11 protein-coding genes and 1 other RNA gene are annotated in these 15,269 nt (G+C 71.3%); 8 read left to right on the top strand and 4 right to left on the bottom strand.

Annotation, left to right across the window (positions count from 1 at the left end):
* The first annotated feature begins 37 nt into the window (after positions 1–37).
* The 5 genes from MANAM107_RS12250 (at position 38) to MANAM107_RS12230 (ending at position 5,428) form a co-directional block, all read left to right on the top strand.
* A complete protein-coding gene (locus MANAM107_RS12250; RefSeq protein WP_223909158.1) occupies positions 38–763 on the top strand; it encodes a DUF4191 domain-containing protein in 726 nt (241 codons plus the stop codon).
* A 246-nt stretch (positions 764–1,009) separates the two neighbouring features.
* Positions 1,010–2,434, top strand: coding sequence for a type I glutamate--ammonia ligase (gene glnA, locus MANAM107_RS12245; RefSeq protein ID WP_223909155.1), 1,425 nt, complete (start codon positions 1,010–1,012; stop codon positions 2,432–2,434).
* A 244-nt stretch (positions 2,435–2,678) separates the two neighbouring features.
* Positions 2,679–3,599 carry an ABC transporter substrate-binding protein gene (locus tag MANAM107_RS12240; protein ID WP_223909149.1) on the top strand — a complete coding sequence of 307 codons (921 nt, stop codon included), beginning with the start codon at positions 2,679–2,681 and terminating at the stop codon, positions 3,597–3,599.
* Positions 3,600–3,602: 3 nt separating this feature from the next.
* Complete coding sequence (locus MANAM107_RS12235) at positions 3,603–4,610, top strand: amino acid ABC transporter permease (RefSeq protein ID WP_223909146.1); 1,008 nt, start codon at positions 3,603–3,605, stop codon at positions 4,608–4,610.
* Positions 4,607–5,428, top strand: coding sequence for an amino acid ABC transporter ATP-binding protein (locus tag MANAM107_RS12230; protein ID WP_223909145.1), 822 nt, complete (start codon positions 4,607–4,609; stop codon positions 5,426–5,428). The genes MANAM107_RS12235 and MANAM107_RS12230 overlap by 4 nt, the downstream gene beginning before the upstream one ends.
* A gap of 28 nt (positions 5,429–5,456) precedes the next feature.
* Here the strand turns inward: MANAM107_RS12230 and MANAM107_RS12225 are convergent, their stop codons facing one another.
* The 3 genes from MANAM107_RS12225 to MANAM107_RS12215 are packed head-to-tail and all read right to left on the bottom strand — an operon-like array spanning position 5,457 to position 11,250.
* On the bottom strand, positions 5,457–6,098 hold the full coding sequence (locus MANAM107_RS12225) for a histidine phosphatase family protein (RefSeq protein ID WP_223909143.1): 642 nt from the start codon (positions 6,096–6,098) through the stop codon (positions 5,457–5,459).
* Positions 6,099–6,144: 46 nt separating this feature from the next.
* A complete protein-coding gene (locus MANAM107_RS12220) occupies positions 6,145–9,873 on the bottom strand; it encodes a bifunctional [glutamine synthetase] adenylyltransferase/[glutamine synthetase]-adenylyl-L-tyrosine phosphorylase (RefSeq protein ID WP_223909141.1) in 3,729 nt (1,242 codons plus the stop codon).
* A gap of 36 nt (positions 9,874–9,909) precedes the next feature.
* Positions 9,910–11,250 carry a glutamine synthetase family protein gene (locus MANAM107_RS12215; protein ID WP_179900331.1) on the bottom strand — a complete coding sequence of 447 codons (1,341 nt, stop codon included), beginning with the start codon at positions 11,248–11,250 and terminating at the stop codon, positions 9,910–9,912.
* A 194-nt stretch (positions 11,251–11,444) separates the two neighbouring features.
* On the opposite strand from MANAM107_RS12215, the gene panB reads away from it, so the two are divergent.
* The 3 genes from panB to MANAM107_RS12200 all read left to right on the top strand — a co-directional run bounded on the left by panB (position 11,445) and on the right by MANAM107_RS12200 (position 14,738).
* Positions 11,445–12,332, top strand: a complete 888-nt coding sequence (gene panB, locus MANAM107_RS12210) for a 3-methyl-2-oxobutanoate hydroxymethyltransferase (protein ID WP_223909135.1) — start codon at positions 11,445–11,447, stop codon at positions 12,330–12,332.
* 58 nt (positions 12,333–12,390) lie between these two features.
* Entirely contained in the window at positions 12,391–13,293 is a 903-nt protein-coding gene (gene map / locus MANAM107_RS12205) for a type I methionyl aminopeptidase (RefSeq protein ID WP_223909132.1), read from the top strand.
* Positions 13,294–13,721: 428 nt separating this feature from the next.
* Positions 13,722–14,738 (top strand): hypothetical protein, encoded by a 1,017-nt coding sequence (locus MANAM107_RS12200; protein WP_223909130.1) that lies wholly within the window; start codon positions 13,722–13,724, stop codon positions 14,736–14,738.
* Positions 14,739–14,871: 133 nt separating this feature from the next.
* Here the strand turns inward: MANAM107_RS12200 and rnpB are convergent.
* An RNA gene (gene rnpB / locus MANAM107_RS12195) (RNase P RNA component class A) lies at positions 14,872–15,264 on the bottom strand.
* Between the last annotated feature and the right edge of the window lie 5 nt (positions 15,265–15,269).

Raw genomic sequence — 15,269 nt, 5'->3', positions numbered from 1 at the left:
GCCCGCGCCCGCCCCCGAGTCGTCTATTGTGAGACCTGTGAGCACCACCCAGGACCCCAAGCCCGCCAAGAGGCGCCGCCTGGCGCAGTACGTCCAGAACGTCAAGGACTCCTACACGATCTCCCGGCGCACCTACCCGTGGGTGGGCTGGGCGATGCTCGGTGGCGCCCTGGCGGTTCTGGCGCTGGCCGTCGGGCTGTCCTACGCGACCGGGCTGGCCCTGTGGTACTGCCTCAGCCTGGGCCTTCTCGTGGCCCTGCTGGTGGTCATGACCATCTTGTCCCTCACGGTGCGCCCGGCCGCCTACAGCCAGCTCGAGGGGCACCCCGGCGCGGCCAAGGCCGTCCTGGACGAGGTGGGCCGCGGCTGGTACGTGGAGTCCGACCCGGTGGGCATCAACCCCAAGACCCAGGACGTCGTCTGGCGCCTGGTGGGACGCCCCGGCGTCGTCCTGGTGGCCGAGGGCCCCCTCCAGCGGGTCCAGAAGCTGGCCAAGGAGCAGCACCGCGCCGTCCACCGCATCCTGTCCACCGTGCCGATCCACACCATCTACGTGGGCACGGGCAAGGACCAGGTGCGCCTGAAGGACCTGCGCTCCACCCTGCGCAAGCTGCCCACCAAGCCCCTGCGCCTGACCGACGCCGAGATCTCCCAGGTCGCCAAGCGACTGAGCACGCTGGCCAACCGGAGCATCCCCCAGGCAAACAAGGGCATCGACCCCACCAAGGTCCGCATCGACCGGCGCGCCATGCGGGGCCGCTGACCCCCGCCGGTACCCGCTGTCACACAATGACGCCGTCGTCACCCGCCGCCGCGGGCCGCCGTCGGCGTCATCGTGTGTGAGGGCCGGGCCGGAGCCGGCACCGGGCTCATGCAGTGGCACAGAGCACGCGAGCCCCGCACTCAGGCGAAACACCAGGGCAACATACTGGCCACTCGCGTGTCACCGCCCGCTCCTACCCTTTTTCACGTCAGCCGCAGTCGTGCGGAGCCCCCTCCTGGAGGAACCATGTTCAAGGACGCAGCCGAGGCCCTGGATTTTATTGAGAAGGAGGATGTCACCCTCATCGACGTCCGCTTCTGCGACCTTCCTGGCATCATGCAGCACTTCACCATCCCCGTCGCCGCTTTCAAGGACGGGGCCCTGACCGAGGGGCTGATGTTCGACGGCTCGTCCATCCGGGGCTTCCAGGCGATCCACGAGTCCGACATGAAGCTCATCCCCGATGTCACCACCGCCTTCCTCGACCCCTTCCGCAGCGAGAAGACGCTGGTCATCAACTTCTCCATCGTGGACCCCTTCACTGATGAGGTCTACTCCAGGGACCCGCGCTCCATCGCGGCCAAGGCCGAGGACTACCTGCGCTCCACGGGCATCGCCGACACCTGCTACATCGGTGCCGAGGCCGAGTTCTACCTCTTCGACTCCGTGGAGTTCGAGTCCACCCCGGCCGTCTCGCGCTACGCCATCGACTCCGCTGAGGCCGCCTGGAACACCGGGCGCTCCGAGGAGGGCGGGAACAAGGGCTACAAGACCCGTTTCAAGGGCGGGTACTTCCCCGTCGCGCCCAGTGACCAGATGGCCGACCTGCGCGATGAGATGGTGCGCGTGTGCATGGAGTCGGGCCTGGAGATCGAGCGCGCCCACCACGAGGTCGGCACTGCCGGTCAGCAGGAGATCAACTACCGCTTCAACACCCTGCTGGCCGCGGGTGATGACATGATGAAGTTCAAGTACCTCATCAAGAACGTGGCCTGGCACAACGATAAGACCGCCACCTTCATGCCCAAGCCGATCTTCGGCGACAACGGCTCGGGGATGCACTGCCATCACTCGCTGTGGAAGGACGGCAAGCCCCTGTTCTTCGACGAGCGCGGCTACGGCCAGCTCTCGGACCTGGCGCGCTGGTACATCGGCGGCATCCTGGCCCACGCCCCGGCGCTGCTGGCCTTCACCAACCCCTCGGTCAACTCCTTCCACCGGCTGGTCCCCGGCTTCGAGGCCCCGGTCAACCTGGTCTACTCCGCCCGCAACCGCTCGGCCTGCATCCGCATCCCGGTCACCGGCTCCTCCCCCAAGGCCAAGCGCGTGGAGTACCGCGTCCCGGACCCCTCCTCCAACCCCTATCTGTGCTTCGCCGCCGTCCTCATGGCCGGCATCGACGGCATCCGGGGCCGCATCGAGCCGCGTGAGCCCATTGACAAGGACCTCTACGAGTTGGCCCCCGAGGAGTACCACGACATCGACAAGCTCCCCTACTCCCTGGACCAGGCCCTGGACGCCCTGGAGGCCGACCACGACTTCCTCACCGAGGGCGATGTCTTCACCCCCGACCTCATCGAGACCTGGATCGACTACAAGCGGGCCCATGAGATCGAGCCACTGCGCCTGCGCCCCCACCCCTACGAGTTCGAGCTCTACTACGACCTGTGAGCCACTGGCTGTGAACCAGTAGCGCCGTCGCGTGACTGCGGGCCCCGGACCTCCCATGAGGTGCCGGGGTCCGCGCTGCTCTCCCAGCACCCTCAGCCGCCCAGCCCACCACAGGCCGGGAGAAGAGGCGCTCCCCTGCGCCACTACCGAAGCACACGGTAGTGGGGCATTTCACAGGGGTTGCATATCTATGTCGGACCATGGATATTTGCCCGCATTGCTGTTTCCCACCGAGGAGTCCCGCATGAGGATCCACCGCATCACCGCACTGGGCGTGGCAGCAGTGGCCTGCCTGGCACTCAACGGCTGCACGCATGCCGCCGACTGGCGCGCCGGCGAGCAGAGCGCCTTCCAGGGCTACGACGTCTCCGGCATCGAGGTCCAGCCCGAGATCGCCGCCCTCCTGCCCGCAGAGGCACTGGAGGACGGCGTGCTCGACGTGGGGGCCGCCACCAACTACGCCCCAGCGGAGTTCCTCAACACCGAGGGACAGCCCATCGGCTACGACGTCGACCTCACCAAGGCCATTGCCGCCGTCCTGGGAGTGGAGTCGCGCACCCACACCGCGGAGTTCGACTCCATCATCGCAGCCATCGGCTCGAACTACGACGCCGGTATCTCCTCCTTCACCATCACCGCTGAGCGGACCGCCGAGGTCAACATGATCTCCTACGTCAACGTCGGCTCCCGCTTCAACGTCTCCGCGGGCAACCCCGAGGGCATCACGGCCTCCAGCCACCTGGACCTGTGCGGGCGCACCGTCGGCGTCCAGGTGGGCACCGCCCAGGAGGAGACCATGCAGGCCTCCGCCCAGGAGTGCGCCCCGGCGGGCAGGCCCACGATGGAGGTGCGCTCCTACGACGACCAGGACGCCGCCACCAGCGCACTGGCCGGAGGCACCATCGACGCCACCTACTCCGACTCCACGGTGGCCGGCTACGCCGTCGAGCGCAGCGATGGTGCGGTGGAGACCATCGGGGAGGTCGAGGACGCCCTGCCGCAGGGCATCGTCACCGCCAAGGAGGATCAGGAGCTGACCGCGGCGATCCAGGCGGCCGTCCAGTACCTCATGGACCAGGGCATCTGGCAGGAGATCCTCCAGGCCTGGGGCGTGGAGGACGCCGCGCTGACCACCAGCGAGCTCAACCCGGCAGTGGAGGACTGAGGCATGAGCACGGCATCGGGCATCTCCGGCGCGAGCCCCGCCCCCACGGCCCCACCCGAGGACTCCAGGAGCGCCATCGAGCTCAACAACCCCAAGCCCGTGCCCCGCCCGGGCACGTGGATCAGCGCCGCCATCGTGGCCGTCCTGGGCGCGATGCTCCTGAACTCCCTCATCACCAATGACAAGTTCCACTGGGACACGGTCTGGTTCTTCCTCCGGGAGGTCCGGGTCATCGCCGCGGTGGGCTGGACCCTGCTGCTGACCTTCATGGCCATGGGTATCGGGATCGTCCTGGCAGTGACGACGGCGATCATGCGCCAGTCCTCCAATCCCGTGCTGCGGGTGATGTCCCTGGTCTACCTGTGGTTCTTCCGCGGCACCCCGATCTACACCCAGCTGGTGTTCTGGGGCGCCCTGTCCGCCCTCTACCAGCACCTGAGCCTGGGGGTGCCCTTCGGCCCCGAGCTGCTGACCTTCAAGACCACGACGGTCTTCACGCCCTTCGTGGCCGCGGTCCTGGGGCTGGGCATCAATGAGGGCGCCTACCTCTCCGAGATCGTCCGCTCGGGCCTGAACTCGGTGGACAAGGGCCAGTCCGAGGCGGCCCGCGCCCTGGGCATGGGCAAGGGGCAGATCCTGCGGCGCATCATCATCCCCCAGGCAATGCGCGTCATCGTGCCGCCCACGGGCAATGAGACGATCTCCATGCTCAAGACCACCTCCCTGGTGCTGGCCGTGCCCTTCACCCTGGATCTGACCTTCGTGACCAACTCCTACGCCTCGTGGACCTACCAGACCATTCCGCTGCTCCTGGTGGCGGCGATCTGGTACATCATCATCACCTCCATCCTCATGGTGTGCCAGCACTACATCGAGCGCTACTACGGCCGGGGCTTCGACTCCCAGGGCCACTCGGGCCGCGGCACGAAGCGCTCGCTGTCCACCCGCCAGCAGGCGATCCTGGACGCCCACACCACCAAGGACGACCCCTTCCTGGAGTACACGCCATGAGCCCGATCAGCCGCTCCGCAGACCAGCCCGCCGCCGCGCCGTCGGGGGTTCCCAAGGTGGAGATCACCGGCCTGCACAAGTTCTTCGGTGAGGTGCACGTCCTGCGGGGGGTGGATATGACCGTGGAGCCCGGCTCGGTGACCGTGCTCGTGGGCCCCTCGGGCTCGGGCAAGTCCACCCTGCTGCGGTGCATCAACGAGCTGGAGACCATCGACGCCGGGCGCGTGCGGGTCGACGGCGAGCTCATCGGCATGCGCGAGGTGGTCAAGAACGGCCGCACCCGCCTGCACGCCCTGTCCGACAAGGCCAGCGCCGCCCAGCGCGCCAAGATCGGCATGGTCTTCCAGCGCTTCAACCTCTTCCCCCACATGACGGCCCTGGCCAATGTCATGGAGGCGCCCGTCCAGGTCAAGAGGATGTCCAAGGCGGAGGCTCGCGAGCGGGCCCTGCGGCTGCTGGACCGGGTGGGCCTGGCGGACCGGGTGGACCACTACCCCTCCCAGCTCTCCGGCGGCCAGCAGCAGCGCGTGGCCATCGCCCGGGCGCTGGCCATGGATCCCGAGCTCATGCTCTTCGATGAGCCGACCTCGGCCCTGGACCCCGAGCTGGTGGGCGAGGTGCTCCAGGTGATGAAGGACCTGGCGGCCTCGGGCATGACCATGGTCGTGGTCACCCATGAGATGGGCTTCGCCCGGGAGGTCGGCGACCAGCTCATCTTCATGGACGGCGGCGCCATCTGCGAATCCGGTCTGCCCTCCCAGGTCCTGGACAACCCCCAGGCCGAGCGCACCAGGGCCTTCCTGTCCTCCGTGCTGTAGATCGAGGGTCGGGGCCCCGATGAGGCCCTCAGGATGCGCGCCAGGCGCCCTCGTTCCAGTCCACGAGGCGCCAGCCGTCCTGGGGATCGCCCTCGATGAGCGTGATGCCGGTATTGCCCATGGGGTGGTCGGCGATCCAGGCGGGGTCGGCCCCGGCGGCCGTGGCGGCGGCCAGGGCGGTCCACAGGCGCAGCACGGTTCCGTGGGCCACCAGGAGGGCCGTGCCGCCCTCGGGGGTCTCCTGGCCGATGCGCGTGACGACCTCGTTGAAGCGCGCGAAGGTGCTCTCGCCATCCTCCAGCGAGCCGGGGATGCGGGCGGCCAGGCGCCCGACCATCCAGGAGCGGGTGGTGTCCACATAGCAGCGCATGGATCCCGCCGCCGTGCTCATCTCCAGGTCCCCGGCCAGCACCTCGCGCAGGCCCGACTCGATGCGCGCGCTCAGGCCGGTGGCGGCCTCGATGGGGGCGATGGTCTGGCGGGCCCGCAGGATCGGGGAGACCCACAGGGAGGAGATCGCCTCCAGGTGCCCGCCGCGCGCCAGGCGCTCCGGCAGCTGCTCGGCCTGAGCACGGCCCACCTCATCGAGGGGGTTTCCGGGGAAGGCCGTGTCCAGGGCCCTCATGACATTGGCGATGGTGCGGCCGTGGCGGACCAGGATGAGCTTCACGCCCCCGATTCTGCCAGGTCAGGGCCCCGCACCTGCCCGCGAGCGCTCAACTCCAGGGGTAAGGACCCTCACGATGGCGGCGGCGCGGCGCAGTCCTGCGCCGGGGGGCCTGCGGGGAGTCCGAGGACGGGTTCGTCGGCCCGAGTCCCGGTGCGTCCTGCTGCGACGGCGGGCCCGGCGCCGGGGAGCGGTTCGGGTTGGCCGGTGGCCCTGCTGCCCGGCTCGACGGCGGCGCCTGCCTGCCTCCGGTCTGCCCTCCTGCCTGCGTGGGGCCCCACAGGCGGTCCCGCTGACGTCGCGGAGTCTCGTCACCGCGGTGGTGCGGCCCACCCGATCGGGCCTGCGGCCGATCGTGTTGGGCCCGCTGCAGGCGCTTTCCAGTCCGCTGCGGGACGTCGCCGGGGCCGGCGGTGCCCTCAGATCCAGCGGGGCCGCCGGTGCGGCGACGGCCTCCGGCGGGCTCATGCGCGCCGAAGATGATGGTCTCGGCCACGGCCCGGGCGTGGCGGGCGCTGCGCCGGTAGAGGTCCTCGATCTGCCGCTCCGTGCCCGATTTCAGGCCGATGAGCCGTCCTACCAGGCGGATGTCGCGGATGGCGTCGGGAAGGACTTGGGAGCGGGGCCCGGTGGTGCGCCCGGTGCCCAGGACGATGGCCGAGCGCAGCCTGGAGGCCAGGATCCATGCGGCGGCGAGGCGGCCGGCCTCGTCGGCTCCCAGGAGTCCGCCGGCCGCGGCGGCCTGGAGTGCCTCCAGGGTCGAGGTGGTGCGCAGGTCCTGCACCCTGCCGGCGCTGGCCAGTTGGAGGACCTGGGCGCTCCACTCCACGTCGCTCAGCCCGCCCGGGCCGAGCTTGAGGTGGCGGGCGGGGGCCACGCCGAGGGGAAGCCGCTCGGTCTCCACCCTGGCCTTGATCCTGCGGATCTCGCGCAGCTCCTCGGTGCTCAGGCCCTGCGGTGCCCAGCGCAGGGGGCCGATGAGCTCTTCGAAGGCCCGCCCCAGCTGCGCGTCCCCGGCGCTGGCCCGGGCCCGCAGCAGTGCCTGGCGCTCCCAGACCTGGGCCCAGCGCCCGTAGTAGTCCGCGTAGGCGCTCAGGGATCGGCTCATCGCCCCCTGGCGGCCCTCGGGGCGCAGGTCGGCGTCGACCTCGAGCGCGTGGGGGCGGGCGGCGGCCAGCAGGCGCACCATGGTCCTGGCCACGGCGTCGGCCTCCCTGGCGGCGCCGTCCTCATCGGCTCCGGGGCGGGCCTGGTGGACGAAGAGCACGTCGGCGTCCGAGGCGTAGCCGACCTCGCGGCCGCCCAGGCGCCCCATGGCGATGACGGCGTGGTCGGCCTGGGCTCCGGGCCAGTGGCCTTGGGGGTCGGGCCCGTGGGCCAGGGTTGCGAGGCCGTCGCGCTGGGCGATGACCAGGGCGGTGGCCACGCTCAGGGCGCCGGACAGGACGGCGTCGGTGGCGTCGCTCAGGACGGTGGCGGTGCGCCGGGGGTCGATGCCGTCGAGGCAGTCGGCCAGGGCGGCCCGCACCTCCTCGCGGGCGCGCACGCGCACCACCGCCTGAACCGCCTCCTGTGCCTGGGCCTCCAGGGCGGTCTCATCGGGCCCGGTCAGGGGCCGGCGCCGCAGCACCGCGGCGATCTCCTCGGCCAGGGCGGCGGGCGGACGGGCGGCCAGCTCGGCGTCGCCGTCGAGCCAGGCGATGGACTCGGGGAACTCCACGAGCCTCTCGGCGGCCCAGTGGGATCCGGAGAGGACCTGGCACAGGCGCTGGGCGGCCACCGGGGAGTCGCGCAGCATGGCCAGGTACCAGTGGGAGCCGCCGATGGCCTCGGAGACCTTCCTGAAGGACAGCAGCCCGGCGTCCGGGTCGGCGCCCTGGCCGATCCAGCCGATGATGACCGGCAGGAGCTGGCGCTGGATGGCGGCGCGCCGGCTCACCCCCTCGGTGAGGGCCTGGATGTGGCGCAGGGCGCCGTCGGCGTCCACATAGCCCACCGCCTCCAGGCGCTCCCTGGCGGCCTGGGGGCTCAGGGCCATCTCGTCGGCGCTCAGGCGGGCGGCGGCCCCCAGCAGGGGCCGGTAGTAGATGTCCTCGTGCAGGGCCCGCACCCGGCGGCGCAGCTCGCGGAAGGTGGTCTGCAGGGAGGGCCCGTCAGCCAGGCTGCGGTGCACGCTGCGGCCCAGGCGGCGCAGGTCCTCCTCCTTGGCGGGCATGTTGTGGGTGCGGCGCAGGCGGTGGAGCTGGGCGCGGTGCTCCAGGAGGCGCAGTCCCTTGTAGCAGTCGGCCATGGCGGCGGCGTCCTGGCGGCTGACATACCCGCCGGCCGACAGGGCCTCCAGGCCGGCCAGGGTCTGGCGCACCCGCAGGGAGGGGTCGGCCCGCCCGTGGACCAGTTGGAGGAGCTGGACGGTGAACTCCACGTCGCGCAGGCCTCCCGGGCCCAGCTTGATGCGCCGGTCGGGGCCGGAGCGGGGGCCGGACTCGCGCTCCACCCGGCGGCGCATCGCCCGGGCGTCCTCCACGAAGTTCTCCCGGCTGGAGGCCTGCCACACCAGGGGGGCGATGGCCTGCTCGTAGGCGGCGCCCAGGGCGGCGTCGCCCGCGCAGGCGCGCGCCTTGAGCAGGGCCTGGAACTCCCAGGAGGCGGCCCAGCGCTGGTAGTAGGCCAGGTGGGAGTCCAGGGTGCGCACCAGGGCGCCGTCCTTGCCCTCGGGGCGCAGGGCGGTGTCCAGTGGCCACAGGGCGGGCTCGGGGCCGGTGGCCGAGGTGGCGCGGGCCAGCTCGGTGGCGATCTGGGTGCCGGTCTCCACCAGCTGGGCCTCGCTCACCTCGCGCCCCTGGGCGGGCCCGACGACGTAGACCACGTCGACGTCGGAGATGTAGTTCAGCTCCTGGGCGCCTGTCTTGCCCATGGCGATGATGGCGAGTGCCACATCCTGGGCGGCGGGGCCGACGGCGGCGCGGGCGATGAGCAGGGCGGCGTCCAGGGCGGCGTCGACCAGGCGGCTCATGCGCTCCCCGACCACCGGCACGTGATCCAGGGGGGCCTGCCCCACCAGGTCGTCGGCGGCGATGGCCAGGAGCCTGTCCTTGTAGGCGCAGCGCAGGGCGGCGGTGGCCCGGGCCACCGGGTCATCGCCGCCGCTGGCGACCGGGCCCCTGGCGCCGGCTCCCGCCCGGCTGGCCGTCCGGTCGTGCGTGCCGGGGGCGCCGGCCTCCAGGGCGCGCACGACGGCGTCGCGCAAGTAGTCCTCGACACCGGGGGCGCCCTGGGCCTCCCAGGCGCGCTCGGGGCCCAGGGCGCTGATCCGCTCGGGGTGGGCCACCAGGAAGTCCCCCAGGGACTGGGAGTAGCCCACCACGCGCAGCAGCCGGCGCCGGTGCTCGGCGAGTGCCGGCGGGTCCTGGTGACCGGCGGTGAGGATCCGGTGCAGGGGCGCCGTGGTCGGCGCGGCCGGGGGCCCGGGGTCGCAGGCCTGGGCCAGGCGCACCAGGGTCAGCAGGGCCAGGTCGGGGTCGGCGCAGTGGGCCAGCTCGGCCACCAGGGCGAGCGCGGCGCCGCTGAGGTCCGCGCCCCGGTCGGCCCCTGCGGCCTGGGGCGGGGTATGGGATGGGGCCTGGGAGGGTCCGTCGGACAGGCAGGCGGCCAGGGCGGGGTCCTCCAGGAGCGCGACCGCCCGGTCGACGTCGGCGAATCCCGCCCTGATGAGGCGCCGCCGCGGTGAGGTCCGGCGCGAGGCCAGGGGACCGTCCTGCGCGCGCGCTGCCCCGCTCACTGCCTCATCCCGTCTCCGGGGCCCACTGCGGCCCGCTCAGGCGCGGGGGAAGAACTGCTCGATCTCAAACGGGGTGACCTGGGCGTCGTAGGCCCGGTACTCCCGGCGCTTGTTGCGCAGGAAGTACTCGAAGCTGTCCTCCCCGAAGGTGTCGGCCACCAGGTCGGAGTCCTGCGTGGCGGCCACCGCGCTCTTCAGGGAGGTCGGCAGGGCCTGGATCCCCAGGGCCTTGCGCTCGACATCGGACAGCGCCCACACGTCGTCCTCAGCCTCGGGGGGCAGCTCGTAGCCCTCCTCGATGCCCTTGAGGCCGGCGGCGATGATGACGGCGTAGGCCAGGTAGGGGTTGGCCGAGGAGTCGATGCCGCGATACTCCACCCGCACCGACTGGGCCTTGCCCGGCTTGTGCATGGGCACGCGCACCAGGGCCGAGCGGTTGTTGTGCCCCCAGCACACGTAGCTGGGCGCCTCATCGCCGCGCTTGCCGCTCCACAGTCGCTTGTAGGAGTTGACGTGCTGGTTGGTCACCGCGGTGATCTCCGAGGCGTGGTGGAGCAGGCCGGCGATGAAGGAGCGCCCCGTGGCGGAGAGCTGGTACTGGCCCGAGGGGTCGAAGAAGGCGTTGCGGTCGCCCTCGAACAGGGAGAAGTGGGTGTGCATGCCCGAGCCGAACTCGTCGGCGAAGGGCTTGGGCATGAAGGTGGCAACGCAGCCCTCCTGGAGGGCGACCTCCTCGACCACCGCCCGGAAGGTCATGATGTTGTCGGCCATGGACAGGGCGTCGGCGAAGCGCAGGTCGATCTCGTTTTGGCCCGGACCGCCCTCGTGGTGGGAGAACTCCACCGAGATGCCCATCTGCTCGAGCATGAGAATGGCTCGGCGTCGGAACTCGTGGGCGGTCCCGCCCGGGACGTGGTCGAAGTACCCGGCGTAGTCGGTGGGGCGGATACGGCCCTGCTCATCGCGCTTGACCAGGTAGAACTCGATCTCGGGGTGGATGTAGCAGGTGAAGCCGGCCTCGGCCACCCGGGCGATCTGGCGCTCGAGCACCGAGCGCGGATCGGTGCGGGCGGGCTCGCCGTCGGGGGTGAGCACGTCGCAGAACATGCGCGCCACGCCGTTGGCACCCTCCCGCCAGGGCAGCATCTGGAAGGTGGAGGGGTCGGGGGCCAGGAGCATGTCGGACTCGAAGACCCGGGTCAGGCCCTCGATGGCCGAGCCGTCGAAGCCGATGCCCTCCTCGAAGGCCCCCTCGACCTCGGCCGGGGCGATGGCCACCGACTTCAGCTGCCCGGATACGTCGGTGAACCACAGACGCACGAAGCTGATATCGCGCTCCTCGATCGCGCGGAGCACGTACTCCTGCTGCTTGTCCACAGTGCCTCCTGAGCGGGTTGGGCGCACGGCTGCGGTAGGGCCGACGGCGCGGGCCCCCGTGCACCCACCACCCTAGCCGTCCTTCCTCGCGAGGTGGTGACCAGCCAGGGCGGCGAGTGAGGGCCCTCGGCGGGGCGTGGGAGGCCGGGCCGAGCCCGTCCTCGGATGGGCCGGTGCTCGAGTAGCCTCGGGGCATGGCTACACCCGCTCCCTCCGACGCGCCGCACCACGCCCCCTCCCCCACGCCGGCCACTGCGCCCGCCGCGCCGCCGGCCGGGGCGGGCGGGGGCAGGCCCGTGCGCGTCCACCACCTCCGCGCCGCCAAGGCCGAGGGCACCAGGCTGGTCATGCTCACCGCCTACGACGCCGTGACCGCCCGGATCCTGGATGCCTCCGGTGTCGACATGCTCCTGGTGGGCGACTCCATCGGCAATGTCATGCACGGGCACGACTCGACCCTGCCGGTGGAGCTCGACGAGATGGTGGTGGCCACCCGCTCGGTGGCCCGGGCCACCGAGCGCGCCCTGGTGGTGGCCGACCTGCCCTTCGGCTCCTACGAGGCCGGCCCCCAGCAGGCCCTGGCCAGTGCGGTGCGACTGATGAAGGCCGGTGCCAGCGCCGTCAAGCTCGAGGGCGGGCGGGCGCGCTGCGAGACGATCCGCCTCTTGACCCAGGCCGGTATCCCGGTGATGGGCCACCTGGGCTTCACCCCCCAGTCGGTCCACGCCCTGGGCGGCTTCCGCGTCCAGGGCCGGGGGCCTGCCGGCGAGGAGCTGCTGGCCGACGCCCTGGCCATCGAGGAGGCCGGCGTCATGAGCATGGTCCTGGAGATGGTTCCCGAGCCGTTGGCCGCCCGCGTCACCCAGGCCCTGGGCGTGCCCACCATCGGCATCGGAGCCGGGGCCCGCACGGACGGCCAGGTCCTGGTGTGGACGGACATGGCGGGGATGACCGACTGGTCACCGCGCTTCGCCAGGCGCTTCGCCGAGCTGGGCCAGGAATTGGGCCGGACCGCCTCGCAGTACGCCGCCGAGGTGCGCTCCGGCTCCTTCCCCTCCCAGGAGCACTGGTTCGACTCCTGATCGCAGGCCAGAGCACCGCCGTGCGCCCCCACCCCTGCTGTCCTCCTATGCTGAGTCCATGAACTCCGCCGTCCCCATGACCCCGGACCAGCTCGCCGACCGCGCCCCGCGGGGCACCCTCGTACCGGGCAGGATCAGTGCCGAGCGCCAGGTTCCCAGCGTCATCGCCCGCCCCGAGTACCTCTTCCACGACGGGCCCGAACGGGTCACCGCCCCGGAGGTCAAGAGCGCGGAGACCATCGAGCGCATCCGGGTGGCCGGGCGCCTGGCGGCCCGCGCCCTGCAGGAGGCCGCCAAGGCCATCGCCCCGGGGGTGAGCACCGACGAGCTGGACCGCATCGCCCATGAGTACCTGTGCGACCACGGCGCCTACCCCTCCTGCCTGGGGTACATGGGCTTCCCCAAGTCCATCTGCACCTCGATCAACGAGGTCATCTGCCACGGGATCCCCGACACCACGGTGCTCCAGGAGGGCGACCTGATCAACATCGACGTCACCGCCTACATCGGCGGCGTGCACGGGGACACCAATGCCACCTTCCCCGTGGGCCAGGTCGATGAGGAGAGCGCACTGCTCATCGAGCGCACCCGCACCGCCATGGAGCGCGGGATCAAGGCGGTCAGGCCCGGCAGGGAGGTCAATGTCATCGGCCGCGTCATCGAGGCCTACGCCAGGCGCTTCGACTACGGGGTGGTGCGGGACTTCACCGGGCACGGCGTGGGTGAGGCATTTCACTCCGGGCTCATCATCCCGCACTACGACGCCGCACCGGCGCACAACGAGGTCATCGAGGTGGGCATGGTCTTCACCATTGAGCCGATGCTGACCCTGGGCGCCATCGACTGGGAGCAGTGGGACGACGGCTGGACGGTGGTGACCAAGGACCGCTCCCGCACCGCCCAGTTCGAGCACACGATGGTGGTCACCGAGGACGGCGCCGAGGTGCTGACCCTGCCCTGAGCAGGCCACGAGCGGGTCCTGACCCATGCCATGCCCATCGCCTGACCAGTCCTGGACCAGGCTCTGAGCGGGCGCAGGCGGGGGCTTGCGAGAACGAGCCGCCACCCGCGCCACGCGCAGGCCCCACCGGGCGCGGGCCTGCGCGACCCGGTGCGCAGGTTCGCGCTGGGGGAACGAGCGGGCAGGCCTCCCCACCGCTTCGGCCGCCCGCCCTGCCCTGCCTGGCATGATGACCGTGTACATTCGGACCGTGAGAAGGCCACTGCTCCCGGTGGTCCAGCCCGATCTTTTCCTTCCCGGAGGTTCACATGGCACTGCGCTTCAACCCACCGCCGAACTGGCCGGCGCCGCCCGAGGGCTTCCAGCCGCCCGCCGGCTGGCAGCCCGATCCGGCCTGGGGGCCGGCGCCCGAAGGATGGCAGCTCTGGGTGGATGACTCCGCCTCCTCGGGCGGCTCGGCCTCCTCCGCGCCCGCGGCCGCCTCCGGCGCCGACCCGGCATGGGCCCCGACCCAGGCGGTGTCCACTGGAGCCACTGCCCCGGTCGCCGACCCCACTGGCCAGTCCGCCTCCGTGCCCTCGGGCGACTTCTCCCCCTCCGCGCCCGCGGGAGGCGCCAGCCCCTACGCCCCCAGCGGTGACTACGCCCAGGCCCCCACGCCCTTCCAGAACCAGGCCGCCCCCCAGGGCGTGCCCAGCGCACCGGGTGCCCCCGGCGGCTGGCAGCCCATGGACGTCGGCGGCCAGCCCGGCTACGCGGCGGCCGCATCCAAGCCGATCACCAAGCAGTGGTGGTTCTGGGCCATCATCGCCGGTGCCCTCGTCGTCATCCTGGTCCTGGCCATGGTCATCGTCAACAGCGTGGGCTCCAGTGGGGACAACAACAGCCGCGGCGGCTCCAGCTCCTCGCAGAACTCCGGCAGCGGCTCCTCCGACAAGAGCGACTCCAGCGGCTCGGGCGACTCCGAGGACTCCGCCAACAAGGACCAGCCGGGAACCGACCCCAACAACCCGGCCGACCCCGACAGCAACATCCTGACCTTCACCGCCGGCAAGTACTCCTCCAACAGCGGCGGGACCGCGGATGTGGAGATCACGGAGGTCAAGTGGGACGCTACCTCCGAGGTCGAGCAGGGCATGAGGTACGGCTACGAGGCCCCGCCGGAGGGCTCGGTCTACGTGCGTGTCAAGATCAAGCTGACCTACCACGGCTCGGGCCAGTTCGAGAAGTACAGCTTCAAGATGGACTACACCAAGGACGGCAACACCGTTGAGGCCTCGAGCCTCTACAGCCTGTCCGACGAGTTCGATCAGCAGGCCATGCCCCGCGACGGCGGCTCGGCCGAGGGCTACGTCTCCTTCGTCATCCCCAAGGAGGACGCCAACTCCGGGGTGTGGGCCATCAGCGTCTTCGACGGCGATGAGCTGTACATGGCCGCCAAGTGAGACCTGAGCACGACCTCAGCGCTCGCGACATGCCACGGCATCCGTGAGACGCCGGCTCCCCCACCAGGGGCCTTGTGAGGAGCAACGAGGGTGCCCCTGCCCAGATGGGCGGGGGCACCCTCGTGTCAGCGGGCGGACGAGCCGACCTGTACGCCGGGTTCTGTTGCCGCCCGCCGTTACCGGCCCTGGGCGGTGGCGACCATTCATCTTGGACCACCGTTGCCGATGGCCTCACGCGACCAACCCGCCGGCTCGGGCGAGCAGCCCTCAAGCGCCGGCTGTGCGGTCTTGCTCCGGACGGGGTTTACCCAGCCGCGACGGTCACCCGCCACGCTGGTGGGCTCTTACCCCACCCTTTCACCCTTACCGGCCCATGCGGACCGGCGGTCTACTCTCTGTGGCACTATCCCGCGGGTCGCCCCGGGTGGCTGTTAGCCACCGTCCTGCTCTGTGGAGCCCGGACGTTCCTCAGCCCCGGGAGCGTCCAGAAACGCCCCCCGAGTACCGCGGCCGCCCGGTCGGCTCGTCCGC

Origin of the sequence: Actinomyces capricornis (assembly GCF_019974135.1) — a bacterium.
Taxonomy (GTDB): Bacteria; Actinomycetota; Actinomycetes; order Actinomycetales; family Actinomycetaceae; genus Actinomyces; species Actinomyces capricornis.
The sequence above is the reverse complement of the archived record's forward strand: the minus strand, read 5'-3'. Positions and strand labels throughout refer to the sequence as shown.

What these genes read in the sequence shown, in the direction of transcription:
- glnA (WP_223909155.1), top strand. Translation starts at nt 1,010, where the DNA reads ATGTTCAAGGACGCAGCCGAGGCCCTGGATTTTATTGAGAAGGAGGAT.
- MANAM107_RS12240 (WP_223909149.1), top strand. Translation starts at nt 2,679, where the DNA reads ATGAGGATCCACCGCATCACCGCACTGGGCGTGGCAGCAGTGGCCTGC.
- MANAM107_RS12235 (WP_223909146.1), top strand. Translation starts at nt 3,603, where the DNA reads ATGAGCACGGCATCGGGCATCTCCGGCGCGAGCCCCGCCCCCACGGCC.
- MANAM107_RS12230 (WP_223909145.1), top strand. Translation starts at nt 4,607, where the DNA reads ATGAGCCCGATCAGCCGCTCCGCAGACCAGCCCGCCGCCGCGCCGTCG.
- panB (WP_223909135.1), top strand. Translation starts at nt 11,445, where the DNA reads ATGGCTACACCCGCTCCCTCCGACGCGCCGCACCACGCCCCCTCCCCC.
- map (WP_223909132.1), top strand. Translation starts at nt 12,391, where the DNA reads ATGAACTCCGCCGTCCCCATGACCCCGGACCAGCTCGCCGACCGCGCC.